We start from the raw sequence: 26,181 nt of genomic DNA, 5'->3' as shown, positions 1-26,181 counted from the left end.
CCGGCTGCGTCGCCGCACGAGCGCCGCGCCGTTCCGTTCGAACACCGATTTCCCCACGACCGCGATGACGAACCCGACTCCCAACATCCTGATCCTGATGGCCGACCAGCTGACGCCGTTCGCGTTGCCGGCCTACGGCAACCGCGTCGCCCGCACGCCGACGCTCGACCGCCTCGCCGCGCAAGGCGTGGTGTTCGATGCCGCGTATTGCGCGAGCCCGCTGTGCGCGCCGTCGCGTTTCTCGCTGCTGACCGGCAAGCTGCCGTCGGGTATCGGCGCCTACGATAACGCCGCCGAATTGCCGGCGCAAACGCTGACCTTCGCGCACTACCTGCGCGCGGGCGGCTACCGCACGATGCTGTCCGGCAAGATGCATTTCTGCGGCCCCGACCAGCTGCACGGCTTCGAGGAGCGGCTCACGACCGACATCTATCCGGCCGACTTCGGCTGGGTGCCCGACTGGGACGCCCCGACCGAGCGGCCGAGCTGGTATCACAACATGAGCTCGGTGCTCGAGGCCGGCCCGTGCGTGCGCACGAACCAGCTCGATTTCGACGACGAGGTCACGTTCGCGGCGAAGCAGAAGCTGTACGACGTCGCGCGCGAGCGGGCGGCCGGGCACGACGCGCGGCCGTTCTGCATGGTCGTGTCGCTCACGCATCCGCACGATCCGTACGCGATCACGCGCGATTACTGGGATCTGTACAGCGACGACGAGATCGACATGCCGGCCGTGCGGCTCGACGCGGACGAGAGCGATCCGCATTCGCGGCGGCTGCGCTTCGTCTGCGAAAACGACCGCACGCCGCCGACCGACGCGCAGATCCGCGCCGCGCGCCGCGCGTACTACGGCGCAACGTCCTACGTCGACGCGCAGTTCGGCAGCGTGCTCGCCGCGCTCGAGCAATGCGGGTTCGCCGACGACACGATCGTGATCGTCACGTCCGACCACGGCGACATGCTCGGCGAGCGAGGGCTCTGGTACAAGATGACGTTCTTCGAAGGCGGCTGCCGCGTGCCGCTGATCGTCCACGCGCCGGGCCGCTTCGACGCCGCGCGCGTGCGCGGGCCCGTGTCGCACGTCGACCTGCTGCCGACGCTCGTCGACCTGGCCGGCGCGGCGCCCGCCGGCGGCTGGCCCGACGCTGTCGACGGCGCGAGCCTCGTGCCGCATCTGCAAGGCGCACCCGCGCACGACGTCGCGCTGGGCGAGTACCTCGCGGAAGGGGCGGTCGCGCCGGTCGTGATGATCCGCCGCGGCGACTGGAAGTACGTGCATTGCCCGGCCGACCCCGACCAGCTCTACAACCTCGCCGACGATCCGCGCGAGCGCACGAACCTGGCCGGCCTGCCCGAAGCCGCCGACGTGCTCGCCGCTTTCCGCGCGGAAGCCGCGCGGCGCTGGAACCTGCCGGAACTCGACGTGCAGGTGCGCGCGAGCCAGCGGCGGCGCCGGTTTCATTACGCGGCGACGACGCAGGGCCGCATCCAGGCGTGGGACTGGCAACCGTTCACCGACGCGAGCCAGCGCTACATGCGCAATCACATCGAACTCGACACGCTCGAAGCGATGGCGCGCTTTCCGCGCGTCGGGCGCTGAACGGTCCGCATCGCGGTCATTGACGAACGACGGAGGAAGCAAACCATGAAACGGCAATCCCATGCAGCAATCCGGAGGCTCGGCACGGCGCTCGCCGCGGCCGCATGCGCGGCGGCGGTGCAGCCCGCGCACGCCGCCGACCCGCAGACGTGCCGCGACGTGAAGATGGCGGCGCCCGGCTGGACCGACATCGACGCGACGAACGCGATGGCCGGCGTCGTGCTGAAGGCGCTCGGCTACCGGCAGGAGGTCGCGAACCTGTCGGTGCCGATCACGTACCAGGGCTTGAAGAAAGGGCAGGTCGACGTGTTCCTCGGCAACTGGATGCCTGCGCAGGCGCCGCTCGTGAAGCCGTTCGTCGACGAGAAGTCGATCGACGTGCTGCACGCGAACCTGAGCGGCGCGAAGTTCACGCTGGCCGTGCCCGACTACGTCGCGGCGGCCGGCGTGCACACGTTCGCCGATCTTGCGCGCTACGCGGACCGCTTCGACGGCAAGATCTACGGGATCGAGCCCGGCGCACCCGCGAACCAGAACATCAAGCGGATGCTGTCCGACCATGCGCTGGGCGCGGCGAACTGGTCGCTCGTCGAATCGAGCGAGACGGGGATGCTCACGCAGGTCGAGCGCGCGGTGCGGGACAAGCGCTGGATCGTCTTTCTCGCGTGGGAGCCGCACCTGATGAACACCAAGTTCCACCTGACCTACCTGTCGGGCGGCGACGCGTATTTCGGCCCGAACTATGGCGGCGCGACGGTCAACACGGTGACGCGCCCGGGCTTTGCCGGCCAGTGCGCGAACCTGGCGCGGCTGTTCCGGCAGATGACGTTCTCCGTCGACGTCGAGAACCGGATGATCGCCGACATGCTCGACAACAAGACGTCGCCCGCGCTCGCGGCGCAGCACGTGCTGAAGGCCGACCCGGCGCTCGTCCAGGGCTGGCTGGACGGCGTGACGACCGCATCCGGCACGCCGGCCCTGCCGGCCGTGCGCGCGGCGCTCGACGCCCGCTGACCTGCCTCCGGGCGGCCGGTTTTTGCCCGGCCGCCCGTCTCCGTGTTTTCCCGAACAGTCGCATCGAGACCATTTGGTGTCGCCTTCAGACGGGTGGCCGGAAATATGGGTTTGTATTTTTCGCCAATGGCTGCGTTATTGCGAAAAACGAAATGCCGAAGCCAGTAGACGTAGCGAATTCGAATCAGCCGGCGTATTGCGGCACGCGCCAGGCCACGGTTCTTTCCATCGAACGGTTCAGGGAGGGTGGTCGACAATGAAGCAAAAGAAAGTTGCCGTAGCCGCCGCGCTGGTATGCGCGGCCTGTATTCCCGCCATCGGCCACGCGCAGAGCAGCGTGACGCTGTACGGGATCATCGACGCGGGCATCACGTACGTGAACAACACGGGCGGTTCGCACGTGGTCAAGTTCGACGACGGCATCGCGTACGGCAACCGCTTCGGCCTGAAGGGCACTGAAGATCTCGGCGGCGGCCTGAAGGCCGTGTTCACGCTCGAGAGCGGTTTCCACCTCGGCAACGGGCAGCTCGGCTTCGGCGGGGCGGAGTTCGGCCGCCAGGCTTATGTCGGTCTGCAGAACGACTGGGGCACGCTGTCGTTCGGTAACCAGCTGGACATCACCAACGAGCTCGTGTCGATCTACAACATCTCGGCATGGGGCAGCGGCTATGCGATCCACCAGGGCGACTTCGACCGCTTCAACGGCGACCGCCTGCCGAACTCGGTGAAGTTCCTGTCGAACGACCTGAACGGCTTCAAGTTCGGCGCGATGTATTCGTTCGGCAACGTCGCCGGCAACTTCCATCGCAACAGCGCATGGAGCGCGGGCGCGAGCTTCACGAAGGGCGACTTCTCGATCGGTGCGGCGTACACGCGCCTGAACAACCCGAACGGCATCTATGCGTTCGACCCGTACGCGATGATCGGCACGCATACGTTCCTCGGCCAGCAGACCGTCACCGTCGATCCGGCGACCGGCGCGCGCACCGACCTGTTCGCGAACACGGCGATGGACGTCGACAGCCAGGGCACGTTCGGCATCGGCACGAGCTACACGATCGGCAAGCTGTCGCTCGACGCGAACTTCTCGTACACGACGATCAAGGGCTTCGGCCAGTCGTCGCACATGCAGGTGTATGAAGGCGGCGGCCTGTACCAGTTCACGCCGGCGCTGAGCCTCATCGCGGGCTACCAGCACACGCGCTTCGAAGGCCACCACTGGAACCAGGGCACGGCCGGCCTGCACTACCTGCTGTCGAAGCGCACCGACGTGTACATCTCCGGCGATTACCTGCGTGCTTCGCAGGGCGTCGATGCGGTGATCGGCTACAGCTTCACGCCGTCGACCACGCAGACGCAGGCCGACGTGCGGATCGGGATGCGGCATTCTTTCTGAGCGGGGTGGGATAGATCTTTCGACGTCTTCAGCGAGGTCTCTCTTTGGCGCGAACCGTGGTTCGCGCTTTTTTTTTCCGATTCGCGGAATCGCGAAAGCACCGAAGGGTGCCCCCGCCGATCCGTCAACCGGATTCACGCATTGTCGAATGCATCGAGCGTGCGCGCGGAATATACGAGGGCGGCACCCGCATTCAGGTTGATCGCGACACTCAGCGCTTCGGCAAGCTCGTCCTTGGTCGCGCCCGCCTGCCTGGCCTCGCTCGCGTGAAACGCGATGCAGCCGTCGCAACGCGTGGTCACGGCGACCGCCAGGGAGATCAGTTCTCGCGTCTTCGCATCGAGATGATTCGTCTTCGCGCCAGCCTGCCCGAGCGCCACGACGCCCTTCATGGTCTCGGGCGACAGCTTGCCCATTTCACGGAATCGCAATGTGAGCTGCTCGCGATATTCGTTCCAGTCGTTCATGGTTTTCCTTTGTTGCAGGGTTGTATGACGGTCACGCCGGCTGATGGCTATCGCGGTAGCCGACGATCACGTCGCGGATCCTTTCCAGCGACCGCCGTACCTGCGTGCGCGGGCACGCGAGATTGAGCCGCACGCGGCAACCGCCGTTTTCGACGAACATTTCCCCGCCCTCGAGGATCACGCCCGCCTTTTCGAGGAAGAGCCGGGTGAGGTTGACCGGCTCGTCGAAATAGGCATGGAGGTCGATCCATGCCAGATAGGTTGCATCCGGAATTCGGAATACGGCCTTGGGCAAGTGTTCGTTCAGAAACTGGCCGGTCCATGCGAAGTTGCCGTCCAGATAGGCGCGCAACGCATCCAGCCACGGCGCGCCGTTCCGATATGCACCCGTGGCGGCGGCGAGGCTGAGGGGATTCACGAATGGGTAGTGCCGTCGCTTCCATTCCGCGCGCAGTGCCGGGTCGGGAATGATCACGGTCGCGATCATCATCCCCGCCAGGTTGAAGGTCTTGCTGACGGCCATGCAGGTGACGATGTTCCGGCTGCCCGGGAACAGTCTGGCCAGCGGCGTATGCCGGCCGCCGGTTCTGAGCAGATCGCAGTGGATCTCGTCGGAGACGATCCTGACGCCGTTTGCGAAGCAGAGCTCGCCCATGCGGCGGAGTTCGTCGTCCGTCCATACCCGGCCGGTCGGGTTGTGTGGATGGCAGAGGAAAAAGAGCTTCACCGCCGGATCGCTGACCTTCGCCTCGAAGTCGTCGAAGTCGATCGTGTAGCTGCCGTCGTCGCAGGCAAGCAGGCGCGACGTCACCAGTTCGCGATCGCGCAAGGTCGCCGCATGCTTGAAGTAGCCATAGGCCGGCGACAGCGTAAGCACCTTGTCGCCGGCGCCGCAGATGTATTCGACCAGCCCGAAGAGCGCCGGGATGACGCCAAGCGAGACCTGCATCTCCTCGCGCGCGAAGCGCCAGTCGTATCGCTCGGCGCACCACGCATGGAAAGCATCGTAGAGTTGATCGTCGAAGTTCATCGTATAGCCGAGGACCGGATGCTTCAGGCGCTCGGAGATCGCGTCGATGGCCGCATCGGGCGCAGCGAACTGCATGTCCGCCACCCACATCGAAATCAATTCCTCTCTCGGTACATCGAGCGCGGGTGCAGCCGCGTCGGCGCCGAACAGATAGTTTTCGAAGCCGTCCTCCGCGAGCGCATTGGTGCCGCGGCGGGAAATCAGGCGATCAAAGTCGTAACCCATGTGTGGTCCGTCATTCATTGAAAAGTCGGTCTGACCGATCTCCGGCGCGATGTCCGGGAATCAGTTGAGGAGCGAGCGCCGGCGCGCGTACGTGAAGTACACGACGAGCCCGATCGCGAGCCAGACCAGAAACGCGATCCAGGTCGTGGCTTGAAGGAACACGGTGAGCGTGATGCAGAACGCGATCGCGAGCAGTGGCAGCAGCGGCACGGCTGGGCATCGGAACGCACGCGGAAGATCGGGACGGGTTTTCCGCAGGATGATGACGGCGACCGAAATCAGGCTGAATGCCGCCAGCGTTCCGATGTTGATCAGTTCGGTCAGCACGTCGAGCGGAACCACGGCCGCGACCAGACCGAACAGGATCCCGACGATCCAGGTCGCGAAGAACGGCGTACCGAGACGCGCATGAACGCTCGACAGCTTCTTCGGCAAAAGTCCGTCGCGCGACATCGCGAAGACGATGCGTGTTTGCCCGTAGGTCATCACGAGAATGACGGTGGTCATGCCGAGAATCGCGCCGAGATCGACGAAGCCGGCGACCCAGTTCTCGCCCGCGTATTGCAGTGCGAGGGATACCGGGTGGTCGATGCCGAGGAACTTCCGGTACGGGACGATGCCGGTCATGATGGCCGACACCGCGACGTACAACACCGCACAGACGGCCAGCGATCCGATGATGCCGATCGGCAGGTCGCGCGCCGGCCGTTTCACCTCCTCGGCGGCGGACGTGACCGCATCGAAGCCGATGAACGCGAAGAACACGAGCGCGGCCGCGCTGAACACGCCGGAGTAGCCGAAGGGCGTGAACGGATGCCAGTTCTCCGGTTGAACGTGGCGCGCGCCGACCAGGATGAACAGCAGCACGACGCAGATCTTCAGTCCGACCATCACGTTGTTGAGTCGCGCCGATTCGCGCACGCCGAGAGACAACAGGGCGGTCAGCACCAGCATGACGAGGAATGCCGGGAGGTTGAACCACGTATGCACGCCCGGAATCGCGCCCGGCGCGGCCGACAGCACGGCTGGCAGGTGCAGGCCGAATCCGCCGATCAGCGACTGGAAGTAGCCCGACCAGCCCACCGATACGGCGGAGCTTGCCAGACCGTACTCGAGCATCAGGTCCCATCCGATCATCCATGCGACCAACTCGCCCAGCGTGGCATAGCTGTACGTATAGATCGAGCCGGCGACCGGCACCGACGAAGCGAATTCCGCATAGCACAGCGCTGCCAATCCGCACGCCAGCGCGGCAATGACGAACGATACGGTCAGCGCCGGTCCGGCAGTCAGCGCACCGGTACCGGTCAGCACGAAAATGCCGGTGCCGACGATCGCCCTGATCCCCATCAGGATGAGATCGAAGGGCCCAAGCACCTTCTTCAAGCCGTGCGGCGCGTGACTGGCGGCAAGCATCGCCGACAGGTCCTTTGTTCTGAACAGACTCATCCAGCTCCTCCATTTCTTGTATATGGGCTGGCGGCGCCTTTCGTGAACGCCGCCTTTCAGACATCGCAGGCGCGGATCGACCGCCTCGGCCGGCAACTCGATGCCGATCCGCCCGTCATTGTTTGGTTAATGATCGTCGATGATTCGGTTAAGAAGATTTCTTCCTGATAACAGTTGTGATGTATGTGACGAATATAATTAACCAAGGCGCGATGGCTGCGAATCAGTCGCAGGGTGACGCGTGTCGCGTCGCTTCGGTGCGCGAACGAGCGAATGCTTCGACGAAGCAGAACAACGGGGAGAGTGGACATGACGGAACTGGACGATACCGACCGAAAGATCCTGGAGTTGCTGCAGGTCGATGGGCGGCTGACCAACGCTGAAATCGCGGAGAGGATCGGCTTGTCGGCCCCCGCTTGCTGGAAGCGAGTGAAGCGGCTGGAGAAACAGGTCATTCAGGGCTATCACGCGGCCTTGAATCAGCAGGAACTGGGGCTGGGACTCTTCGCCTTCATCAACATCATGCTCGACAGCCACTCCGAGAAGGCCATGCACGCATTCGAGGCGGGCGTGATGGCGCTGCCGAATGTGGTGGCGTGCCACAACGTATCCGGCAAATACGATTACCTGCTTCAGGTAGTCGTTCGCGACATGGAGGCATTCCATTCGCTCGCGATGCACCGAATTCGGACGCTCGGCAACATCAAGGAAATGTATACGGGGTTTTCGCTGAAGGAAATCAAGCGTTCGACGAGCCTGCCGCTGTGAATCGCTGCGTGCCGCGGCAGCGTACGAACGCGCATACGCGTCAACATGAAACCGGCTGCTGACGCCACGTTGCCGGTGGCATCCGCGTAGTGCTGTCGTGCACGATTCGGGATTCGGGGCTGGCCGAATGAGCGTTGCGCGCCGTGCCGGGTGCCGGCGGTTGACGATATCATCGCGATCTGGCGCGCCCCGCACTCCGCCGATCGGCCGCCCCCGACGCCTTCCCGCCGATGACTACCCCGTTACCCGAATCCAGTTCGCCGTCGCCGTTACCCGCCAACCTGTTTCGCCACGCACCGTTCCAGCGCTTCTGGGGCACGCGCGTGATGTCGTCGCTCGCGTTCCAGATCCTGTCGGTCGCGATCGGCTGGTATGTCTATGCGCTCACGCACAGCGCGTTCGCGCTCGGTCTCGTCGGGCTCGCGCAGTTCGTGCCGATGTTCGCGCTGACGCTCGTCGTCGGGCAGGTGGCCGACCGCTACGACCGCCGGCGCATCGCGACGATCTGCCAGGGCGTCGAGGCGTTGGCCGCCGGCGTATTCCTGTTCGGCGCGGCGAAAGGCGGGCTCACCGCACCGGGCGTGTATGCGCTCGCGGCGATCGTCGGGACCGCGCGCGCGTTCGAATCGCCGTCGGTGTCGTCGCTGCTGCCGGCCGTCGTGCCGCGCAGCGACCTGCCGCGCGCGACCGCGCTGTCGACGTCCGCGAACCAGGCCGCGCAGATTCTCGGGCCCGCATTCGGCGGACTGCTGTATGGCATCGGTGCGCCCGCTGCGTTCGGCACGAGCGTGGTCGCGTTCGCGATCGCGGCGGTGCTGAGCGGCACGATTCCGCTGCGCAGCGCGCCGCCGGCACGCGAGCCGGTCACGCTGCGTTCGGTGTTCTCGGGCATCGCGTTCATCCGGCGCGAACCGTCGATCCTCGGTGCGTTGTCGCTCGACCTGTTCGCGGTGCTGTTCGGCGGCGCGACCGCGCTGCTGCCGATCTACGCACGCGACATCCTGCAGGTCGGGCCGTGGGGGCTCGGCGCATTGCGCGCGGCGCCGGCGGTCGGCGCGCTCGCGGGCACGCTGTGGCTCACGCGTTTTCCGTTGAAGGGGCGGCCGGGCCGCGCGATGTTCGGCGGCGTGATCGCGTTCGGCATCGCGACCATCGTGTTCGGGCTGTCGAGGAATTTTGCGCTGTCGCTCGTCGCGCTGGCGGCGTTAGGTGCGTCGGACGTGGTGAGCGTCGTCGTGCGCCTGTCGCTCGTACAGCTGCGCACGCCCGACGAGATGCTCGGGCGCGTGAGCGCGGTCAATTCGCTGTTCATCGGCACGTCGAACCAGCTCGGCGAATTCGAATCGGGCGTGACGGCCGCATGGTGGGGCGCGCCGGCGGCGATCGTGGTCGGCGGCGCGGCGACGATCGCCGTTGCGCTCACGTGGATGAAGCTGTTTCCTCAGCTGACCAGCATGAAGTCGCTCGAACGCGACGTGTGATGCGCGTCAGGCATCCTGCGTCACGCGCACGGCCGTGCCGTAGCAGATGACTTCCGTGACGCCCGACCCGATCTCGGTCGAGTCGTAGTGCATCGCGACGATCGCATTTGCGCCGAGCTTGCGCGCATCGGCGAGCATCTTGTCGAACGCCTGCTGGCGTGCCTTTTCGCACAGCGACGTATAGAGCGTGATGTTGCCGCCGAAGAGGGTCTGCAGCGCCGCGCCGAACGAGCCGACGATCGAGCGCGAACGCACGATGATGCCCTGTGCGACGCCGAGCGAGCGGACCGTCGTATGGCCGGCCAGGTCGAAGGCGGTCGTGACACGCTCGGGCGTGAGATCGCTGATTGAGCGGGAGAGTTCGGTCATGGCGGTGCACCGGGGTGCGGAAGTGATCGAGCGACGATTCTATCCGGAACCGGAAACGCGCTCGAACGGTATCGGGCGCGCATGACGCGCGCGCCCGGTGCGGCTCGAACCGGCCGAGGCCGGGTCAGTGCTTGACGGTCGCGCTGCCGTCGCCGCCGAGATCGACCGCATAGGCGAGCGCCAGTTTGCCGAACTTCAGCGCGTGGTTCGCCTGCCGATCCGAATTCTCCAGCGTGTCGTTCACGGTATGGATAGTCGGACTGTCGTTCTGATCGGCCTCGAACGGGAACGATGCCGGATAACCCTGCGCATTCCACGACGCGTGATCCGAGCACGCATACCCGCACTGCGACGTGCCGATCGCGAGTTCCGGCAGGTAGGTCGTCGCCAGGTTCGTCAGATAGGTGTTCTGCGCGGCGTTCGTGTAGTCGGTGATCAGGTAGATGTCTTTCGGATCGCCCTTGTAGTTCGTCATGTCGAGCTGCAGCACGCCGACCACGTTCGCATTCTGCGCGCGGAACTGCTTCGCGATCGCCTTCGAGCCGAGCAAGCCGGCTTCCTCGGCTGCGTAGCCGACGAACTTGATCGTCCGCTTCGGTCGATAGTCGTTCGCGAGCAGCACGCGCAGCGCTTCGGTCAGGCTCGCGATGCCGGACGCATCGTCGTCGGCGCCGGGCGAGCGCGTGTTTTCCGTCGTGCGGCCGACCGTCGAATCGAGGTGGCCGCCGAGCACGACCGTGCCCGCGGTCGGATCGCCGCCGCGGATCGTCAGGATCACGGATTTCTGCGGAAAGCCCGTATGCGTGAACTGCTCGACCGCGATGTCGGTGCGCGAGCCGGCGAGCTGCTTCCATTGCAGGGCAAGCCAGTCCGACGCGGCGACGCCGTGCGACGTCGTGTAGTAGCGGTTCGTGAAGCCGGACAGCGACGTGATCGTGCCGACGATGTTGCTGGCCTGAAGTTGCTGGATCCAGGTCTTGATCCGCGGCGCGTTCGACACCGTGTAGACCGGCGCGGCCGCCTGTTTCGCGACCGTCGCGGGTACGGGCTGCAACGCCTGGCGCGCGTCGTCGAACGACTCGTGCACGATGTAGCCGGGCCCGTGACCGCGCGCATGGTGCACCGCGCGGGCCAGCTCGCCGAGCCGGGAATCGTCGATCTCGACGACATGCACGGTCTCGCGGCGCACGGCGCCGTCGGCCGTCTTGCCGGCGTCGACTGTCGTGCTGTATTGCGCGGTTGTGCTTGCATCGATGCGTTGAAGCTGCTTGAACGCGGTATCGCCGAGCGTGATCCACACGGGTGTTGCCTGCGCGGCGGCGGTCAGCAGCATGCCGCCCAGCGCGGCGCTCAGGCGGGTCAATGTCAGAGTAGGCATGTTCGATCTCGTGAGGGTAGCGATGTCGAGGAAGCGGGCGCGCCGCAGGTCGTGCGACGCCCCTTCGCCTGCTGCGGAATCAGGACTTCTGTGGCACGGTCACGCCGTAGGTGCAGCTCTTGTTGTACGCATCGCCGATCGCCGTGAGCTGCGCGCTGCTGTAGCCGAGCGCGGCGGCGGCCGTCAGCACCGCTTGCGCGGCGGCCTTCTGGTTCGTCGAGCCGTTGGTCATCGACAGCCCCTTCAGGAATGCCTTGTCCATAGCCTGCGCGCCGATCGCGTCGCGTGCGACGAGGTTGCACGACGCCCAGTACTGGCCGGCGGTGTGGATCTCCGCGCCGCGTGCCTGCGCATACGTGCGCCCGACGTTCCAGTTCGTCACGCGGCCGCCCCAGTATTCGTTGTGGCCGTCCCAGTTGTAGACCCAGTGATACTGCGCGTCCGACGGGCTCCACTGGTTGAAGTCGCGGCTGTACGCGGCGGCGAGATAATCGCCCGTGCCTTCCGACAGGCCTTCCTGTTGCGACAGGCCGCCGTTGGTGACCCAGTCGTGGATGCCGTGACCGAGTTCGTGGATCACGACGTCGGCATCTTCCGCATCGTCGACGCCGCCCTGACCGAAGGTCAGCCGGCCGCTGCTCGACGAGTACGACGAGTTGTCGTCGCCCGATTCGCCGTGCGGGTCGTACTGCACGCCGCCCGTGTACTGGTACGGCAGCGCCTTGATGCCGAGCGTCTGGTTCACGTAACGGAGGAACGTGTCGATGTGGTAGTACACGTTCACCGCCTCGAAGTACAGATTGCCGCGCGCGAACTCGAACGCCGGCGTCGCCTGCAACGGGCATGCGTTGTCGCGCGGCGCATCGAAATCGACGCACGACGCATACGGTCCCGACAGCACGTAGCGCGAACCCGACTGCGCGAGCTCCTTCAGCGTCACGCGCACGCGCGCGGCCGAGAGCTGCGTGGAATCGGCGTCGTTGTTGTCCTTGTAGCCCGTGCTGCCGTAGCTGCTTTTCGTCGGCGACAGCGGATCCGGACGGAACACGAAGCCGGTGCCGTCGGTCGCATAGAACGCCTTGTCCTCGGCGCGCAGCACTTCGCCGCTGCCCGTGTCGATCAGCAGTTCCCAGTCGCCCTTCGGGCCGTCCTGCGGGCGGCCGCGCACCTTCCAGGCGGTATGCGTGCCGGCCTTGTCGACGAACGCGACGAGCTGTGCGCCGAGGTTCGTGAAGCCGCTGACGCCGAGATACGCGCGCGCGCGATCGAGTGCCTGTTGCTGGTCGACGGCCTGCGACTTGCGCGTGGTGGCGACCACGCCGTTGATCGTGTTGCTCGCGACGTACAGGATGCGACCGTCCTTCGCGACCGTCACCGCGATGTCGCTGCCGTACACGGGCAGCCCGGCCGCCTGCTGCTGGAAGCGCACGACGGTGAAGTCGGCGTCGTTGCGCTCCGACGTCACCGCGAGGCTCGCCAGCGCGGCCGGGTCGAGCCCGAGCTGCGTGGCCTGCGACGCGACGAAATCGCGCGCGGTGGCGGCGGGTGTGGCGGCCGCCTTCTTCGCGCGATACGCAGGGTTGTACAGCGTGACGGCGACGCCGTCGGCGCGGAATTGACCCGCGGCGGTATCGGCCTTGGCCGCGGCCGGTGCCACACCGCGCGTCAGGCTTTCGCGCAGGCTCGACGCCTGCGGGTTCGCGACCTTGGTATCGGCCGCGCTGCCGCCGACGATGCCGAAACCGAGCGCGAGACCCAGGGCGAGCGGCAATGCTTTGCGTGATGTCTGCATACGTGATCCTCATCTCAACGGTTGGACACGCCCGCGCGCTTGTGGCGAGCAGGCACGACACGGCCCGCGCGCCGGCTCGATGGAACCGGTGCGGCGAAGCGGTGCTGGGAGATTCGACTGACTGAGGACGACTAAGCGTCAGGTCGAAACGAATCGGAAAGGAAAGGCGGCGGGGAAGCGAACGGCAGGCAGGTGCGGCGACGGCGAAGCGAGCATCGTCATGTCATACCCCTCGGATCGGCATTGATATCGGTTGGCAGCCTGCGTGGCGCGACGTGCGTCGGGCCCGGGCTCTCATCTCCTTAGGGCTGCCTATCTAATTGCGAGGTATGTTACAGAACATTTTCGGAAACTTTGCAATTTATTTTCGACGGCCGCTTCGGTCCGTCGATCAATGGTCGTCATTGTTGAACGAATGGCGGGAAACGCTGCCGGAGCGCGCAATAGCGCGCCGGATTGTACGCAAAAGCGGCGCCGTTCAGTGCGTCGCGCGGCGGTCGCTGCGCGGGCTCACGCCGAAACGCGAGCGATACGTGCGCGAGAAATGCGACGGCGATTCGAAGCCGCACGCGACGCACACTGCCGTGATGCTCATGTCGGTCTGCTGCAGCAGCTCGCGTGCGCGATCGAGACGCAGGTTCAGGTAGAAGCGCGTCGGCGTGTCGTTCAGCGTCGCGCTGAACAGACGTTCGAGCTGACGCCGCGTGATCGATACCTCCTGCGCGAGTGCGTCGGAGCCGAGCGGGGTCTCCATGTGCCGCTGCATCGTGCCGATCACCTGGATCAGCTTGCGGTTGTGCACGCCGTAGCGCGCGGCGATCTCGAGCCGCTGGCTGTCCGAACGCTGCCGGATGCGGCTGACGACGAACTGCTCGGAGATCGCCGCCGCGAGATCGGCGCCGTGCCGCCGGCCGATCAGGTCGAGCATCATGTCGATCGATGCGGTGCCGCCCGCGCAGGTGATGCGCCGGTCATCGATCTCGAACAGTTCCTGCGTCGCGTTCAGGCCCGGGTAGCGTTCGCGGAACGCGGCGAGCGCTTCCCAGTGCAACGTGAGCGTTTGCGACGCGTCGAACAGCCCGGCTTCCGCGAGCACGAAGCTGCCTGTGTCGATGCCGCCGAGCGTCGCGCCGTGCCGGTTCTGGCGGCGAAGCCAGTCGCCGAGCGCGCGGTCGTAGCACACGAGCGGGTCGAAGCCGGCGACGACGAACACGGTCTCGACCTGCGCGACGTCCGCGCACGCGGCTTCGGCCGCGACCGGGATGCCGTTGCTCGCGGCGACGGGCGCGCCGTCCGCGCTGATCACGTGCCAGCGGTACAGCTCGGTGCGAAAGCGGTTCGCGACGCGCAACGGTTCGACCGCCGACATGAAGCCGAGTGCGGAGAAGCCGGGCAGCAACAGGAAGTGGAAATCCTCTGGCATCGGGGCGTGAGGTGGAATCGGGTGGTCGTCACGTACTGAGCGACGCGGCGCGGCGAGCGGGCCGGCACGCGCACACCGCGTCCGGCTCGCGGGAGCCGAACGTTCAACAACGGATTATGGCGGGTTTTGCCGGCGCTCAGCGCGTTTTTGCGCCGCGCACCGTCCGGCGCGCCGTCGTCGAAGGCAGTTCGCCGAACTGGGCCTTGTACGCGTTCGCGAAATGCCCGAGATGGATGAAGCCCCAGCGCGCGGCCGCCTCGCTGATCGGCAGGTCGGACTGCCGCGTGTCGAGCAGGAGGCGTCGCACCTGCGCGAGGCGCAGCGAGCGTGTGTAGTTCAGCGGACCGGTCTGCGCGACCGACTGGAAGCTGTTCTGCATCGTGCGCCGGCTCACGCGCAGCTGCGTGCACAGGCTCAGGATGTCGACGGGCGCCTCCGGGTGCTCGATCACGTAGTCGTGCACGCGCCGCACGATGTCGGCGTGGCACGCATGCGTGAGGCGGTTCGGCGGCTCGGGCATCCGGTAGGTGAGGAGATCGATGAGCACGTTGGCGACATCGCCGCGCAACTCGGACTGCGCACGCGCCGCGTCGAATCGGTCGGGTGCCGACAGCACGCGTTCGAGCAGTGTCGCGAACTGCAGGCTCGCGCGTTCGCGCGCGGCGACCGGCACATCGACGACGCCGCGCCGCAGCGCGCGCTCGTCGAGCCGGACGTCGGCGACATCCTCGATCTGCTGCATCAGCTCGGGATCGACGACCACGCCGATCAACGACATGTCGTCGGGTGAATGCAGTTCGAAAGGCGCGCCGCCGCGCGCCATCACGATCGTGCCGCGCTCGATGCGCGCATCGCCGAATGCGAAGGTGCCCGAGCCGGTGAGCGGCATCCCGAATATCGTATGGCCGGGCGGCAGGCGCCCGCGCTGGATGATGCGCACGTTCGCCGCTTCCTGGAATAGCTGCACGCCGTCGAGCTCCACGTGCTTGACCGCGCTGCGATACGAGCCGGAGCCGATCTGGTCGTAACGCTGATCCCAGCCGCGCAGCGCCTCGGCATGCCGGTCTGCGTCGTCGAACATCTGGTGAAACACGAGCACGGCGCCTCCGGCGGTCGTTCGGACCGCGCAAGATTAAACCGACCGAGCGGTCGGTGCAATACGGATGAGCGCTATTCCTCCGGGGGTTTTGGAGGGGTCGGATGGTGTGCGCCGCAAGTGCCTTTCAGGCGGTTTTCCAATATCCCGAATCGGCACGCACGCGTTGCCGGTCCGGGTGCTGATCGGATTTATTGTCGAACTACAGTCGCCCCACATAACGTGAATCCCAACTGGAGGCGACATGAGAACAAGGCGACGCACCGCGGTTTTCGCGGCGACGCTGGCGTTCGCGGCGGCGTGGGCCGGCAGCGCAGACGCGACGGAAAAGCCCGAGGAACTGGTCGTGCAGAAGATGCCGCCGTGGCATCCGCACGAGGTATACGTGGTCGATATCGCGATGCCGACGATGACCGACGGGCGCATCTTCGTGTACGACGCCGACGCGAAGAAGCTGCTCGGCCAGATCGACGGCGGCTTCGCGCCCGGCCTCGCGATTTCGCCCGACCACAAGACGAGCTTCATCGCGACGACCTATTTCGCGCGCGGCTCGCACGGCACGCGCACCGACGTCGTCGAGATGACCGACAACACGACGCTCGATCACACCGGCGAGATCGTGATTCCGGCGAAGCACGGGCAGCACGTGCCGTCGCCGTACAACACCGCGTTCAGCGCGGACGGCAAGCGGCTGTACGTCGCGAACATCACGCCGGCCGCGTCGGTGACGGTGATCGACGCGGTGTCGAAGAAGGTGCTGTCGGAGATCGACACCGCGGCATGCGTGCTCGCGTATCCGTCGGGGAGCGACCGCTTCACCGCGCTGTGCGAAAGCGGCAAGGCGCTGACTGTCACGCTCGACGCGAACGGCAAGGAGGTGAAGCGCACGATGTCCGATGCGTTCATCGACGTCGACAACGATCCGGCCTTCATCAACGCGTCGCGCTACGACGGCGGCTATCTGTTCACGACGTACCACGGCAACGTGCGCAGCGCCGATTTCAGCGGCGACAACCCGGTGTTCGGCAAGCCATGGTCGTTGCTGACCGCAACCGAGCGCGCCGAAGGCTGGCGCCCGGGCGGCATGCAGCAGACGGCCGTGCAGGTCAAGCAGCACCGCTACTACGTGCTGATGCACAAGGGCGGCGATGGCACGCACAAGGATCCGGGCACGCAGGTGTGGGTCTACGACCTGAAGACGAAACAGCGCGTCGCGCGCTGGGATCTCGTGCAGCAGAAGGTCGATCCGCTCGTGTCGATCCAGGTCAGCGAGGATGACAAGCCGCTGTTCTACGGGCTGACGGGCACGTCCGATCTCGTCGTGATGGACGCGCGCACCGGCAAGCCGCAGCACGTCGAGAAGCAGATCGGCAGCACGCCGACGCTGCTCGTGAACCCGTGAGGCCGCGATGACGCTCGATCCCGTACTCGCCACCAGCGCGCAGGCCGGCGCGGCCGTCGTCGTGCTGCTCGGCGCCTTCGCGAAGATGCGCCGGCCCGCGGCGTTCCGGCAGGCGCTTGCCGGCTATCGCCTGCTGCCCGATGCGCTCACCGCGCCTGTCGCGTTCGCGATTCCGCTCGCGGAAGCCGTCTGCGCCGCGGCGCTGTTGTTTCCCGATACGCGCATGACCGGCGCGCTCGGCCTGATCGCGTTGCTGCTCGTCTTCGCGGCCGGCATGACGATCAACATCCTGCGCGGCCATACCGATATCGACTGTGGCTGTTCCGGTTTTGCCGCCGCGCGCGCGGATGCGCCGCGCGGCATCGGCTGGCTGCATGTCGCCCGCGTGCTGCTGCTCGTCGTGCTGGCGGCGGCCGCGCTCGTCGAGCCGGGCAGCCGCGCGGTCGTGTGGTTCGACTATCTGACGCTGTTCTCTTTCGTGCTGCTGATCGTCTGCGCGCTGCTCACCGTCGACGTGCTGCTCGCCAACGTACCGCGCCTTTCCCATCTGAGGAATTCATGATGCAAACCGCTCTCACCGTTTCCACCGCCTTGCTGTGGGTCGCCGTTCTCGCGCTCGGCGCGATCTGCCTCGCGCTCGTGCGCCAGATCGGCATCCTGTACGAACGCATCATGCCGGCCGGCGCGCTGATGATCGACAAGGGCCCGGCGGTCGGCGCGATCGCGCCGACGTTTGAGCTGACCGACATTCGCGGCTCGCAGGTGAAGGTTGGCGGCGTCGATGCGTCGGGCAAGGCGACGCTGCTGTTCTTCCTGTCGCCGACGTGCCCGGTCTGCAAGAAGCTGCTGCCGTTGTTGCCGTCGCTGCAGGCGAGCGAATCGACGCCGGTGAACATCGTGCTCGCGAGCGACGGCGATCGCGACGAACACACGCGCTTCGCGCGGAAACACGACCTCGCGCGTTTCCCGTACGTGCTGTCGCAGGAGCTCGGCCTCGCGTACCAGATCGGCAAGCTGCCGTACGCGGTGCTGCTCGACGACACCGGTACGGTGCGCGCGAAGGGTCTCGTCAACACCCGCGAGCATCTCGAGAGCCTGTTCGAAGCGAAGGAGCGTGGCGTGGCATCGCTGCAGCAGTTCGTGCACGGCGATCACGACCACGGCGGCCACGAAAAGCACGCGCGGCACGCGTGATCGGCCGCCCCTCTTTCAACGTCAACGGAGAACAACGACATGGGCCTGTTTGATTCATGGTTCGAGCGGTCGGCGCGCGGCGTCGCGCAGCATAGTTCGCGGCGCAGTGCGATGGCGAAGCTCGGCAAGGTGCTGGTGGGGTCGGCGATGCTGCCGCTCCTGCCGGTCGACCGCACCGCGTATGCGGCGGATGCGGCGTCCGGCGCATCGGCGGCATCCGGTGCCGCCGCGTCGGGCGCGAGCGACGATCCGATGAGCTGCGATTACTGGAAATACTGCGCGATCGACGGCTGGCTGTGCAGCTGCTGCGGTGGCACGTCGAGCAGCTGCCCGCCGGGCACGACGCCGTCGCCGATCACGTGGATCGGTACCTGCCGCAACCCGCACGACGGTTCGGACTACATCGTGTCGTACAACGACTGCTGCGGCAAGACGTCGTGCGGCAAGTGCTTCTGCAACCGCAACGAGCGCGAGAAGCCGTTGTACAAGCTGTCGCTGAACAACGACATCAACTGGTGCATGGCGAACGGCAATTCGAATTACCACTGTTCGGTTTCGGTCCTGCTGGGAGCGGCAAAGCAATGAAAGTGAAGCAAGCTGGAAAGATCGTCGTCGCGTGGGTCGCGGTTGTCGCGGGTTTTGCGTTGCCGGGTTTTGCCGGCGCGCAGCAGGCCGCCCATTACCCGGCGGGCAAGAGCCTGTTCGACGCGCAGTGCGCGGTGTGCCACCAGGCGGGCGGCAAGGGACAGGACGGCCTTGCGCCGCCGCTGACCGAGTATCCGGGCAAGTACGCGACGGCCGACGCGGGCCGCGCGCAGCTCGTCGCGACGCTGTTGCACGGGATGTTCGGCGAGATCGAGGTGCACGACAAGCGCTACAACTTCAAGATGCCGTCGTTCGCGAGTGTGAGCGATGACGACATCGCGAACGTGCTCAACTATGTCGTGTTCGATCTCAACGACAAGCACGGCGACGCGAAGCCGTTCACGGCAGCCGACATCCGCGCGGTGCGTGCGAAGGAGATGGACGGCACGGCCGTTCACGCGCAACGTGCGGTCGTGACGAAGGGGCTGGGGCTGTGAATGCCGTGTGCGATCGGTGTCGTGGCGGCCAGCGTGCGGTGGCGTTGCGGATCGGGGCGTTCATGACACGCCGTCTGTCTTCCATGCTGGCGGTTGCTGCCGCGGCATGTGCGATGGCCGTACCCGCACATGCCGACGGCGTGAACGACGCCGCACTCGCGCGACAGCACTGGGTGCTCAACTGCATGGGCTGCCACACGGCGACGGGCGGCGGTATTCCGGGCAAGGTGCCGCCGCTCGCGAACTCGCTTGGCTATTTCACGCATCTGCCGGCGGGGCGCGAGTACGTGATGCGCGTGCCCGGCGCGTCGAATTCGGCGCTGTCGGACAAGGATCTCGCCGACGTGCTCAACTGGGTGCTCACGACGATGAACCGCGATGCGCTGCCGCGCGATTTCAAGCCTTATACCGCGGCCGAAGTCGCCGCGCATCGACGGCCGGCGTTTTCGGATGTCGCGACGGTACGTGCCGGGCTGGTTCGTGCGCTGCATGAGCGCGGGATCGAGGGGGTGTCGGATCGGTACTGATTGACGTCTTCAACGCAGCGTCGGTACGGGAAACGACAGGTGCCCGTTGTTCTGGGCGGCGCGGTATCCCGTGCCGTCGTCACGCGCGGATGAGCACGACGCCGAGGATCCGGCTGGCCGCACCGGAAATGCGCATCACGCTGACAGGGTGCCGCGGCGTGCCGAACAGGCCGAACTGGTCGAGGGGCGGTGCGTAGCGGCTTCCCGATCGAGAATACCGAATTGGCAGCGCGCCATTTCCGCGTTACGCTCGTTTTCGTTAGCCGACAGCGGCGTCGAATGGATCGTGGGAGGCTCAAATGGCGATCGAATACTTTGCAGAGCGCAATCCGGTCACTCGAAACCTGCCCCGATCGTTGGCGACCCAAGCTGGCGATCTGGTGTTCGTATCTGGTCAGGTGGCGAGAAACGAAGATGGGAGCCTCGTCGCAGGCGGGATCGAGGCGCAGACGCGTCAGACATTGAAGAACGTGGCCCACGTACTCTCGCTGGCGGGATGCACACTCGCCGACGTGGTGAAAACCACCGTCTGGCTCGAGGACACGCGCGACTTCGCGGAATTCAATCGTGTCTATGCGGAGTTCTTCCCGGGCAACAAGCCGTCACGATCGACCTTGCAGGCGACGAACATGGTCGGTACCAGGATCGAGATCGAGGCGATTGCCTGCAGGTCTTGAGCGCCGACAGCGTGTTGAGGCCGGCCGGCTTTACCCGAGGAGTTCGACCATCACGACATCCGTGTCGTCGCGCGCGGTTGCCCGCATCGTCTTCATACGTGATGGCGCCTGAGCGCACCCATGTCACGATCTCGACGTCCCGGTGAGCGTGCATGCCGAACCGCGAGCGCGGCGACGAATGCATCGTCGCTCCACACGTGAAGTGCGCCGGGCGGCGCGTGGTCGGCGTGTCCGAACTCGCCAAAACGGAACTGCAGCCGCGTGTCGAGCCACTCGCGTCTGACCACCCCGAACGACAGGAAGGCACGATGTTCGATCATGGTGTGCGTCCGGGCGAGCGCGCGGGGGCAGCGGGCGCCGAAACGATCGTCGAAGACCGCCTCCGCGCCCGGTGCGTTCGCGCTCCGTTCAGATCTGCTGCTGGCCGCCGTCGACGAACAGTTCGATGCCGTTCACGAAGCTCGCGTCGTCCGACGCGAGGAACAATGCCGCACCCGCGATCTCGTCCGGCTCGCCCAGGCGTCCCATCGGAATCTGCGCAGCCAGGTAGTCGGCGAGGCCTTGTCGCTGCGCGGCGTCCTGGCCGGCGAGGTCGAGCAGGCCCGGCGTGCGGGTCGCGCCCGGGCTGATCGTGTTCACGCGGATGCGGCGCTCCTTGAGATCGAGAATCCAGCTGCGTGCGAATGCACGCACCGCGGCCTTCGAAGCCGAATACACGCTGAATGCGGCGGTGCCGGCGCTGCCTGCCGTCGAACCGGTGAGTATCACGGATGCACCCTCGGCGAGCAGCGGCAACGCCTTTTGCACCGTGAACAGCACGCCCTTCACGTTGCGATCGAACGTGTCATCGAAGTGTTCTTCCGTGATGCTGCCGAACGGCAGCATCGAACCGCCGCCCGCATTCGCGAACAGCACATCGAGGTGCCCGTGTTCCTCGTTGATTTGCGCATACAGCGCGTCGAGTTCGTCGAGTTTCGTGGAGTCGACGCGTACGCCTGTCGCGCTGCCGCCGTTTTCGCGGATCGCCTCGACCGCGGCATCGAGTTCGGCCTGGCGCCGGCCGGTGACGTAGACGTGCGCGCCTTCAACTGCGAAGCGCCGGGCGGCGGCGAGGCCGATGCCGCTGGTTGCGCCGGTAACGAGTGCGATCTTGTTGTCGAGTTTGCGTGCCATGGTGTTTCTCCTTTCGTTCGATACGTGGATGACTGCGTTCGGTGCTGCGTGCTGCGATGTAAGGAGAATATCGACGCCCCTTTCGTTTCGAAATAGAATTGATTGCAAGTTAACGTTGCATAAATGAAAAGATGAGGCGAAATGGCCAGGCTGCCTGATTTCGAAGGGCTCGCGATGTTTGCAAAGGTCGCGGAGGAGGGGTCGTTCGCGGCCGCGGCGCGCGCGATGGGGGTGTCCGTCGCGACAGTCTCGCGCGGCGTGGCCCGCTTGGAAGACCGCCTGGGAGGGCGGCTGTTCAACCGTACCTCGCGCCAGCTGGCGCTCACCGAGTTCGGCCGGACGATCTGCGAAAAGGCCGGCGAGGTGTATCGCCACGCCGAAGAGGCGGAGAGCGCCGCGCGCGAGATGGCCGTGCAGCCGCGCGGGCTCGTGCGGCTGGCCGTGCCGATGTCGTTCGGGTTGCGCTGGGTCGCGCCGCTGCTACCCGGCTTCTTTCGAGCGTATCCGGAAGTGTCGGTCGACCTGCATCTGTCGGATGCGACAGTCGACCTGATCGCCGACGGATTCGACGCTGCGTTACGTATTGCGGCGCTGCCGGATTCGTCACTGGTGGCGCGACGGTTGTGTGCGGTAACGCAATACGTGGTGGCGTCGCCGGCGTATCTGAAGCGCGAAGGGCGGCCCGCGCATCCCCGCGAGCTGATGGAGCGGCCGTGCCTGTCGTACGCGTATCGGGCACATAGCGATGTGTGGCGCTTCTCGAACGCCGCGGGCGAGGAAGAGCCCGTCATGCCGAACGGTCCGCTGCGCGTGACGAATGCCGATGCGTTGCTGCCGACGCTGCTCGCGGGTCTGGCGATCGCGGAACTGCCCGAGTTCATCGCCGGCGAATACCTCGCCGACGGCCGCCTTGAAGCGATCCTGACCGACTGGTCGCTGACGAAGGGCGGCCTCTATTTCGTCACGCCGTCGGCGCGCGCGCGTCCGGCGAAGGTCGCCGCATTGTCCGACTACTTCGCCGAACACCTGTCCGAACCGTCGTGGCGATGGTCGCGGTGAACGGTTGACCGACCGAATCGGCGAGTCGGAAGGGGGCATTCCTCGACATTCGTACGGCGTCGGGTTGCCACGCGCGCTAGTCGCTCACCCGATTGCCAACTGCGCTGAACGCGGCACGGACTTCGTTTGCCGTCTGGTCGGGCGCCTGCAGATGCGGAAAGTGGCCGAGTCCAGGGAGAATCGAAAGCGCCACACCATTACGGTTCGCGTACTCGATGCCCATTTCCTTCTTGATATAGATATCCTGCTCGCCCCACACCACCTTCACCGGGACTTTCAGCGTTGCCATATTGGCTTCGAAGTAGTCCTGATCTCGCGTGAAGCACGAGTAGTAGTGGAAGAATGCGTCCGCCGCCGTGAGTTCGCCGTCCCACCCTTTCGCTATGTCATCCGTGAATTCCTTGGGCAACGCGTAGCGCGCCCGGTCCGACATGCCGCGGAAAAACGTGTTTGCGAGGATTTCATCGCGATTATTATTCATTGCCGCATGCACGAGGTTGGACGAAGGCTGCGACTTCAGCGCCTGCAGGCTTTCGTACATATATTGCGGCCGGTTGAATGGGGCAAAGTCGCCAACGATGATTTGCCTCGCAATATCCGGTTGCTCCAAGGCTGCCAGCAGTGCAGGCAGCGCGCCGATATCCGTCGCATAAATCACCAGATTCGAACGATCGAGGCCGGACGCGTGGATATAGTCTTCCAGCACGCGGGCATAGTCCTTCGGCGCGTAGGAAAAGCGATCGGCGCGTGGGCGCGACGACTGCCCGTAGCCCGGCCAGTCGAACGCATGCACCTCGTAGTCGCTGGACAAGGCTTCGGCAATCGGCTTCCACGCATACATTGTCTCCGGGAAGCCGTGCAGGAACAGGACGGTACCCTTCGGATGAGCGGGACGGTAGACCATATGGCGCAGCGTGATGTCGGCATTGACCTGCAACTCGCCAACAGCAACCTTTGGCGCCGATGCCGAAGACGCGGGCACGATCGAGCATGCAGCAGTACCCGCAGCGCCTGCGGGGAAGAGAATCGCTTTCGTGACGGGTTTGAACATGATCGTGGCTCTCCTTCAGTGTGACATTGCGGCAGGCAAATTGCGCGTTGCCGCTTCGGAATTCCATGGGGCGCAAAAAGCAGTACACCGCATTTCTCTCTGTGGCTTTGATCGAATCGGGTGACGCATCAGCCCGATGCGTTCCAGTGCTGTCTATCGAGGGGAAGGGGGATTCAAAAGCTTGCTCAACGGCTTCAGTGGGCCGATCGGAAGCAGCGTGAACGTCATCAAGTGTGCCTTGCCCAACGGGAGTTCCTCCAGCATTTGATGCGCTTGACCGACGTCGGTCACGTTCAGGATGAACGCCACGCCAGCCTGGTCTTGCAGTGAATACCACTGGTCGATCTTGCCATCGAGGTAGAGCTGCGCCGTCTCGCGAACTTCGGTCGGAAGAATGGTTTGGACGTGTTGCATGTCCGTGCCCGGCGGGAAGGTGCCAATCGCCAATATCTTCGTGGTGGGCGTGGTTGGCATCGGAGCGGGTTGTGCCATGGGAACTCCAGAAAAAGCGAGCAGCAGGAACGCTGTCGTCAGGTCAATAAGAAGGCGTTTCATCATGTGTCCGAGGGCACTGCGGTGACATGGATGCCGCATTCAGCGCGACTGCGTCCGGTGCAGACAGATAGTTCGCTCGGAAGCGCTCGTCGACGCGCTCGCTCATCAGCTGCGAGAACAGGAGCGCGGCATCGAGCGAGCGATGATTGATGACCACGGCGTCCGTTTCGCCGTGTTCGTTCACATGTGCGACGACGACGGTCTCGATCGGCACGCCGTGAACCCGTGATTGATAGGATTCCAGATACAGACCGTCGCCAACCATGCCCTTGTAGGTGTGCTGCTGGAATTCGTAGAGCGAGACCGCATGTTTGATCACGGAGAGAATATTGGCTCGTCCCTCGATCGGGCGTTTCAGGACGGTGGCTTCCAGCGTCGCGTTTTCGGCGAGGCTTGCCAGCCACAGCGGCGGACCCCCGGCGGGTGTCATCACGGGGGCCGTGTCGTTGAATTTCATGTCGATTGCTCCGTTGATCGGGTGTCGCCATGGTCGCTGTTTACTCATGCGCCCGGAAGTGGCAAAATCGCCACTATTCGAGGAAATTCGGACATTCAATGGCGATGATCCGCATCTGGGTCTATGACGGAATTCTCGCGTCCGGCGTCGCGGGGCCTGTCGACGTCTTCAGCGCTGCGAACCAGTTCCATGCGCGCAGGGCAGCGCCGGGTACGAGATCCGCACCGTCGTTCGTATGGCGTGTGGAGTCGCTCGACGGACACCCCGTCACGGCGGCGTCGGGCCAGATCATCCCCGTCGACGGCAGAATCGACCCGCGCAAACGGGCGGACGCCATTCTGCTGACCGCCCCGTTTTTCTCGCGCATCGACGAGTTCATCGGGCGCCGCGAGCAGTTGAACGAACTGTCTTCCGCGCTGAGGCGCCAACGCAAGGCGGGCGCCATGCTGGCGGCATATTGCACGGCCAATTACCTGCTCGCCGAGGCGGGCCTGCTGGATGGCCGCGCCGCAACGACGCACTGGGCGAGAGCAAGGGATTTCGCGCGTCGCTATCCGCGTGTCGAGGTTCGCGCGAATGAGTTGCTGCTCGAGCAGGACGGCATCCTCTCAGGCGGCTCCGTGACGTCCTATCTCAATCTGGCCGTGCGCCTCGTGGAAGCGTTCGCCGGCAAAGAACTCGCCGCAATGACCGCGAAGGCGCTGTTGATCGACATGAGTCGCACGTCGCAGGCTTCCTTTGCCACACTGCTCGATGAGCACGGGCATACCGATCAGCTCGTCGCGCGCGCGCAGCAGCGGATGGAGGCCACGTTGCAGCAAGGGTTCCTGCTGAGCGATCTGGCCGCATCGCTCGCCGTCAGCGAACGCACGCTCAATCGCCGTTTCAAGGAAGCCCTCGGGCTCGCGCCGTTGACGTATCTGCAGAACCTGCGCGTCGAGGTGGCGAAACGTCTGCTGGAAACGCGGCCGATCGGGCTCGAGGCCGTGAGCCAGCGCGTCGGGTATGGCGATGTCAGCACGTTTCGGCAGCTGTTCAAGCGCAAGACCGGATTGTCGCCAAGCGAATATCAGATGCAGTTTTCGCGTGCGGCGGCGACGCGCGAGGAAACTGACCCAGGCAACCAGGGCGGTTGAGGCCGCGCGACGTCACGCGGCCGCTCGTGTCATTGCTCCGGCCGCGCCGCACTTCATTTCGTATCCCGATGTACGGGAAACGGCCGGGGATACGTCCGCATGCACATAGCCGACTTTCGGACACGAGCGGGATACGTTCGCCTGTTTCAATTCGCCAGGCACGCGGCGGAGCGCTCGCCCATTGCACTGTACCGGGTGTTCATGCTCGCCGGGGGCGTGTCCGATATTCCCCGACAGATGGCAAGATCGCAACTTTCGGCCAGTGTGCCGATACCCGATGATCGGGCGAACTTCCGTTACTGGAGCTCGAACATGGCGTCCAATGTCTATTTCGCGACAGACCTGCTGCTCGCCTATGCAGCCTTTTTCGTCGGTACCGC

Annotated in this window: 29 protein-coding genes; 15 read left to right on the top strand and 14 right to left on the bottom strand. The window is 65.3% G+C overall.

The window, feature by feature from the left end:
• Positions 1-64: 64 nt before the first annotated feature.
• From betC to DIE23_RS20510, 3 genes are all read left to right on the top strand, one after another.
• Positions 65-1,600 carry a choline-sulfatase gene (gene betC, locus DIE23_RS20520; RefSeq protein WP_124613803.1) on the top strand — a complete coding sequence of 512 codons (1,536 nt, stop codon included), beginning with the start codon at positions 65-67 and terminating at the stop codon, positions 1,598-1,600.
• 45 nt (positions 1,601-1,645) lie between these two features.
• On the top strand, positions 1,646-2,614 hold the full coding sequence (gene choX, locus DIE23_RS20515) for a choline ABC transporter substrate-binding protein (protein ID WP_124613802.1): 969 nt from the start codon (positions 1,646-1,648) through the stop codon (positions 2,612-2,614).
• A gap of 256 nt (positions 2,615-2,870) precedes the next feature.
• Positions 2,871-4,010, top strand: coding sequence for a porin (locus tag DIE23_RS20510; RefSeq protein WP_124613801.1), 1,140 nt, complete (start codon positions 2,871-2,873; stop codon positions 4,008-4,010).
• A 134-nt stretch (positions 4,011-4,144) separates the two neighbouring features.
• Here DIE23_RS20510 and DIE23_RS20505 read toward each other — a convergent pair whose 3' ends face one another.
• The 3 genes from DIE23_RS20505 to DIE23_RS20495 are packed head-to-tail and all read right to left on the bottom strand — an operon-like array spanning position 4,145 to position 7,181.
• Positions 4,145-4,477 (bottom strand): carboxymuconolactone decarboxylase family protein, encoded by a 333-nt coding sequence (locus tag DIE23_RS20505; protein WP_124613800.1) that lies wholly within the window; start codon positions 4,475-4,477, stop codon positions 4,145-4,147.
• Positions 4,478-4,508: 31 nt separating this feature from the next.
• Positions 4,509-5,732 (bottom strand): MalY/PatB family protein, encoded by a 1,224-nt coding sequence (locus tag DIE23_RS20500; RefSeq protein ID WP_124613799.1) that lies wholly within the window; start codon positions 5,730-5,732, stop codon positions 4,509-4,511.
• 60 nt (positions 5,733-5,792) lie between these two features.
• Positions 5,793-7,181 (bottom strand): amino acid permease, encoded by a 1,389-nt coding sequence (locus DIE23_RS20495; protein WP_124613798.1) that lies wholly within the window; start codon positions 7,179-7,181, stop codon positions 5,793-5,795.
• A 42-nt stretch (positions 7,182-7,223) separates the two neighbouring features.
• Between DIE23_RS20495 and DIE23_RS40245 the strand changes: the two genes are divergently transcribed.
• The 3 genes from DIE23_RS40245 (at position 7,224) to DIE23_RS20485 (ending at position 9,430) form a co-directional block, all read left to right on the top strand.
• Complete coding sequence (locus DIE23_RS40245) at positions 7,224-7,349, top strand: hypothetical protein (RefSeq protein ID WP_260436121.1); 126 nt, start codon at positions 7,224-7,226, stop codon at positions 7,347-7,349.
• Between the two features lie 141 nt (positions 7,350-7,490).
• Positions 7,491-7,949 (top strand): Lrp/AsnC family transcriptional regulator, encoded by a 459-nt coding sequence (locus DIE23_RS20490; RefSeq protein ID WP_124613797.1) that lies wholly within the window; start codon positions 7,491-7,493, stop codon positions 7,947-7,949.
• 230 nt (positions 7,950-8,179) lie between these two features.
• Positions 8,180-9,430: an MFS transporter gene (locus DIE23_RS20485; protein ID WP_124613796.1), complete on the top strand. Its 1,251-nt coding sequence runs from the start codon at positions 8,180-8,182 to the stop codon at positions 9,428-9,430.
• 6 nt (positions 9,431-9,436) lie between these two features.
• On the opposite strand, the gene DIE23_RS20480 is transcribed toward DIE23_RS20485, so the two are convergent.
• The 5 genes from DIE23_RS20480 to DIE23_RS20460 form a co-directional block, all read right to left on the bottom strand.
• A complete protein-coding gene (locus DIE23_RS20480; RefSeq protein WP_124613795.1) occupies positions 9,437-9,799 on the bottom strand; it encodes a YbjQ family protein in 363 nt (120 codons plus the stop codon).
• A gap of 124 nt (positions 9,800-9,923) precedes the next feature.
• Entirely contained in the window at positions 9,924-11,177 is a 1,254-nt protein-coding gene (locus DIE23_RS20475) for a M20/M25/M40 family metallo-hydrolase (protein ID WP_124613794.1), read from the bottom strand.
• 79 nt (positions 11,178-11,256) lie between these two features.
• Complete coding sequence (locus DIE23_RS20470) at positions 11,257-12,969, bottom strand: M36 family metallopeptidase (protein ID WP_124613793.1); 1,713 nt, start codon at positions 12,967-12,969, stop codon at positions 11,257-11,259.
• Between the two features lie 478 nt (positions 12,970-13,447).
• The gene (locus DIE23_RS20465; RefSeq protein ID WP_124613792.1) at positions 13,448-14,392 is read right to left on the bottom strand and encodes a GlxA family transcriptional regulator; all 945 of its coding nucleotides are present in this window, start codon (positions 14,390-14,392) and stop codon (positions 13,448-13,450) included.
• 136 nt (positions 14,393-14,528) lie between these two features.
• Complete coding sequence (locus DIE23_RS20460) at positions 14,529-15,491, bottom strand: helix-turn-helix domain-containing protein (RefSeq protein WP_124613791.1); 963 nt, start codon at positions 15,489-15,491, stop codon at positions 14,529-14,531.
• 241 nt (positions 15,492-15,732) lie between these two features.
• Here DIE23_RS20460 and DIE23_RS20455 point away from each other — a divergent pair, with 241 nt between their 5' ends.
• From DIE23_RS20455 to DIE23_RS20420, 7 genes are all read left to right on the top strand, one after another.
• Positions 15,733-16,890: an amine dehydrogenase large subunit gene (locus tag DIE23_RS20455; RefSeq protein ID WP_124613790.1), complete on the top strand. Its 1,158-nt coding sequence runs from the start codon at positions 15,733-15,735 to the stop codon at positions 16,888-16,890.
• 7 nt (positions 16,891-16,897) lie between these two features.
• Entirely contained in the window at positions 16,898-17,452 is a 555-nt protein-coding gene (locus DIE23_RS20450; RefSeq protein WP_124613789.1) for a MauE/DoxX family redox-associated membrane protein, read from the top strand.
• On the top strand, positions 17,449-18,084 hold the full coding sequence (gene mauD, locus DIE23_RS20445; protein WP_124613788.1) for a methylamine dehydrogenase accessory protein MauD: 636 nt from the start codon (positions 17,449-17,451) through the stop codon (positions 18,082-18,084). The genes DIE23_RS20450 and mauD overlap by 4 nt, the downstream gene beginning before the upstream one ends.
• Positions 18,085-18,123: 39 nt before the next feature.
• Positions 18,124-18,669: a methylamine dehydrogenase light chain gene (locus DIE23_RS20440; protein ID WP_044847763.1), complete on the top strand. Its 546-nt coding sequence runs from the start codon at positions 18,124-18,126 to the stop codon at positions 18,667-18,669.
• A complete protein-coding gene (locus tag DIE23_RS20435) occupies positions 18,666-19,166 on the top strand; it encodes a cytochrome c (protein ID WP_124613787.1) in 501 nt (166 codons plus the stop codon). The genes DIE23_RS20440 and DIE23_RS20435 overlap by 4 nt, the downstream gene beginning before the upstream one ends.
• Before the next feature lie 62 nt (positions 19,167-19,228).
• Positions 19,229-19,693, top strand: a complete 465-nt coding sequence (locus DIE23_RS20430; protein ID WP_260436120.1) for a cytochrome c — start codon at positions 19,229-19,231, stop codon at positions 19,691-19,693.
• Positions 19,694-19,992: 299 nt separating this feature from the next.
• The gene (locus DIE23_RS20420) at positions 19,993-20,370 is read left to right on the top strand and encodes a RidA family protein (RefSeq protein ID WP_124613785.1); all 378 of its coding nucleotides are present in this window, start codon (positions 19,993-19,995) and stop codon (positions 20,368-20,370) included.
• On the opposite strand, the gene DIE23_RS40840 is transcribed toward DIE23_RS20420, so the two are convergent.
• The 3 genes from DIE23_RS40840 to DIE23_RS20410 form a co-directional block, all read right to left on the bottom strand.
• Positions 20,255-20,524, bottom strand: coding sequence for a pirin family protein (locus DIE23_RS40840; protein WP_409364243.1), 270 nt, complete (start codon positions 20,522-20,524; stop codon positions 20,255-20,257). The two genes, DIE23_RS20420 and DIE23_RS40840, sit on opposite strands and share 116 nt — an antisense overlap.
• Entirely contained in the window at positions 20,463-20,690 is a 228-nt protein-coding gene (locus DIE23_RS40240) for a hypothetical protein (protein WP_409364244.1), read from the bottom strand. Before DIE23_RS40240 ends, DIE23_RS40840 begins: the two co-directional genes overlap by 62 nt.
• Before the next feature lie 88 nt (positions 20,691-20,778).
• A complete protein-coding gene (locus tag DIE23_RS20410) occupies positions 20,779-21,543 on the bottom strand; it encodes an SDR family NAD(P)-dependent oxidoreductase (RefSeq protein ID WP_124613784.1) in 765 nt (254 codons plus the stop codon).
• Between the two features lie 141 nt (positions 21,544-21,684).
• Here DIE23_RS20410 and DIE23_RS20405 point away from each other — a divergent pair, with 141 nt between their 5' ends.
• On the top strand, positions 21,685-22,602 hold the full coding sequence (locus DIE23_RS20405) for a LysR family transcriptional regulator (protein ID WP_124613783.1): 918 nt from the start codon (positions 21,685-21,687) through the stop codon (positions 22,600-22,602).
• A 76-nt stretch (positions 22,603-22,678) separates the two neighbouring features.
• Here the strand turns inward: DIE23_RS20405 and DIE23_RS20400 are convergent, their stop codons facing one another.
• The 3 genes from DIE23_RS20400 to DIE23_RS20390 all read right to left on the bottom strand — a co-directional run bounded on the left by DIE23_RS20400 (position 22,679) and on the right by DIE23_RS20390 (position 24,665).
• Entirely contained in the window at positions 22,679-23,653 is a 975-nt protein-coding gene (locus DIE23_RS20400) for an alpha/beta fold hydrolase (RefSeq protein ID WP_124613782.1), read from the bottom strand.
• Between the two features lie 153 nt (positions 23,654-23,806).
• Positions 23,807-24,208: a muconolactone Delta-isomerase family protein gene (locus DIE23_RS20395; RefSeq protein WP_260436119.1), complete on the bottom strand. Its 402-nt coding sequence runs from the start codon at positions 24,206-24,208 to the stop codon at positions 23,807-23,809.
• Entirely contained in the window at positions 24,189-24,665 is a 477-nt protein-coding gene (locus DIE23_RS20390) for a hypothetical protein (RefSeq protein WP_124613781.1), read from the bottom strand. The genes DIE23_RS20395 and DIE23_RS20390 overlap by 20 nt, the downstream gene beginning before the upstream one ends.
• Positions 24,666-24,763: 98 nt before the next feature.
• Between DIE23_RS20390 and DIE23_RS20385 the strand changes: the two genes are divergently transcribed.
• A complete protein-coding gene (locus tag DIE23_RS20385; RefSeq protein WP_124613780.1) occupies positions 24,764-25,801 on the top strand; it encodes a GlxA family transcriptional regulator in 1,038 nt (345 codons plus the stop codon).
• The last annotated feature ends 380 nt before the right edge of the window (positions 25,802-26,181 follow it).

The sequence above is a fragment of the Burkholderia sp. Bp9143 genome, assembly GCF_003853645.1.
GTDB lineage: Bacteria > Pseudomonadota > Gammaproteobacteria > Burkholderiales > Burkholderiaceae > Burkholderia.
The sequence above is the reverse complement of the archived record's forward strand: the minus strand, read 5'-3'. Positions and strand labels throughout refer to the sequence as shown.

What these genes read in the sequence shown, in the direction of transcription:
- betC (WP_124613803.1), top strand. Translation starts at nt 65, where the DNA reads ATGACGAACCCGACTCCCAACATCCTGATCCTGATGGCCGACCAGCTG.
- choX (WP_124613802.1), top strand. Translation starts at nt 1,646, where the DNA reads ATGAAACGGCAATCCCATGCAGCAATCCGGAGGCTCGGCACGGCGCTC.
- DIE23_RS20510 (WP_124613801.1), top strand. Translation starts at nt 2,871, where the DNA reads ATGAAGCAAAAGAAAGTTGCCGTAGCCGCCGCGCTGGTATGCGCGGCC.
- DIE23_RS20505 (WP_124613800.1), bottom strand. Translation starts at nt 4,477, where the DNA reads ATGAACGACTGGAACGAATATCGCGAGCAGCTCACATTGCGATTCCGT.
- DIE23_RS20500 (WP_124613799.1), bottom strand. Translation starts at nt 5,732, where the DNA reads ATGGGTTACGACTTTGATCGCCTGATTTCCCGCCGCGGCACCAATGCG.
- DIE23_RS20495 (WP_124613798.1), bottom strand. Translation starts at nt 7,181, where the DNA reads ATGAGTCTGTTCAGAACAAAGGACCTGTCGGCGATGCTTGCCGCCAGT.
- DIE23_RS20490 (WP_124613797.1), top strand. Translation starts at nt 7,491, where the DNA reads ATGACGGAACTGGACGATACCGACCGAAAGATCCTGGAGTTGCTGCAG.
- DIE23_RS20485 (WP_124613796.1), top strand. Translation starts at nt 8,180, where the DNA reads ATGACTACCCCGTTACCCGAATCCAGTTCGCCGTCGCCGTTACCCGCC.
- DIE23_RS20480 (WP_124613795.1), bottom strand. Translation starts at nt 9,799, where the DNA reads ATGACCGAACTCTCCCGCTCAATCAGCGATCTCACGCCCGAGCGTGTC.
- DIE23_RS20475 (WP_124613794.1), bottom strand. Translation starts at nt 11,177, where the DNA reads ATGCCTACTCTGACATTGACCCGCCTGAGCGCCGCGCTGGGCGGCATG.
- DIE23_RS20470 (WP_124613793.1), bottom strand. Translation starts at nt 12,969, where the DNA reads ATGCAGACATCACGCAAAGCATTGCCGCTCGCCCTGGGTCTCGCGCTC.
- DIE23_RS20465 (WP_124613792.1), bottom strand. Translation starts at nt 14,392, where the DNA reads ATGCCAGAGGATTTCCACTTCCTGTTGCTGCCCGGCTTCTCCGCACTC.
- DIE23_RS20455 (WP_124613790.1), top strand. Translation starts at nt 15,733, where the DNA reads ATGAGAACAAGGCGACGCACCGCGGTTTTCGCGGCGACGCTGGCGTTC.
- DIE23_RS20450 (WP_124613789.1), top strand. Translation starts at nt 16,898, where the DNA reads ATGACGCTCGATCCCGTACTCGCCACCAGCGCGCAGGCCGGCGCGGCC.
- mauD (WP_124613788.1), top strand. Translation starts at nt 17,449, where the DNA reads ATGATGCAAACCGCTCTCACCGTTTCCACCGCCTTGCTGTGGGTCGCC.
- DIE23_RS20440 (WP_044847763.1), top strand. Translation starts at nt 18,124, where the DNA reads ATGGGCCTGTTTGATTCATGGTTCGAGCGGTCGGCGCGCGGCGTCGCG.
- DIE23_RS20435 (WP_124613787.1), top strand. Translation starts at nt 18,666, where the DNA reads ATGAAAGTGAAGCAAGCTGGAAAGATCGTCGTCGCGTGGGTCGCGGTT.
- DIE23_RS20430 (WP_260436120.1), top strand. Translation starts at nt 19,229, where the DNA reads ATGACACGCCGTCTGTCTTCCATGCTGGCGGTTGCTGCCGCGGCATGT.
- DIE23_RS20420 (WP_124613785.1), top strand. Translation starts at nt 19,993, where the DNA reads ATGGCGATCGAATACTTTGCAGAGCGCAATCCGGTCACTCGAAACCTG.
- DIE23_RS40840 (WP_409364243.1), bottom strand. Translation starts at nt 20,524, where the DNA reads ATGCACGCTCACCGGGACGTCGAGATCGTGACATGGGTGCGCTCAGGC.
- DIE23_RS40240 (WP_409364244.1), bottom strand. Translation starts at nt 20,690, where the DNA reads ATGATCGAACATCGTGCCTTCCTGTCGTTCGGGGTGGTCAGACGCGAG.
- DIE23_RS20410 (WP_124613784.1), bottom strand. Translation starts at nt 21,543, where the DNA reads ATGGCACGCAAACTCGACAACAAGATCGCACTCGTTACCGGCGCAACC.
- DIE23_RS20405 (WP_124613783.1), top strand. Translation starts at nt 21,685, where the DNA reads ATGGCCAGGCTGCCTGATTTCGAAGGGCTCGCGATGTTTGCAAAGGTC.
- DIE23_RS20400 (WP_124613782.1), bottom strand. Translation starts at nt 23,653, where the DNA reads ATGTTCAAACCCGTCACGAAAGCGATTCTCTTCCCCGCAGGCGCTGCG.
- DIE23_RS20395 (WP_260436119.1), bottom strand. Translation starts at nt 24,208, where the DNA reads ATGAAACGCCTTCTTATTGACCTGACGACAGCGTTCCTGCTGCTCGCT.
- DIE23_RS20390 (WP_124613781.1), bottom strand. Translation starts at nt 24,665, where the DNA reads ATGAAATTCAACGACACGGCCCCCGTGATGACACCCGCCGGGGGTCCG.
- DIE23_RS20385 (WP_124613780.1), top strand. Translation starts at nt 24,764, where the DNA reads ATGGCGATGATCCGCATCTGGGTCTATGACGGAATTCTCGCGTCCGGC.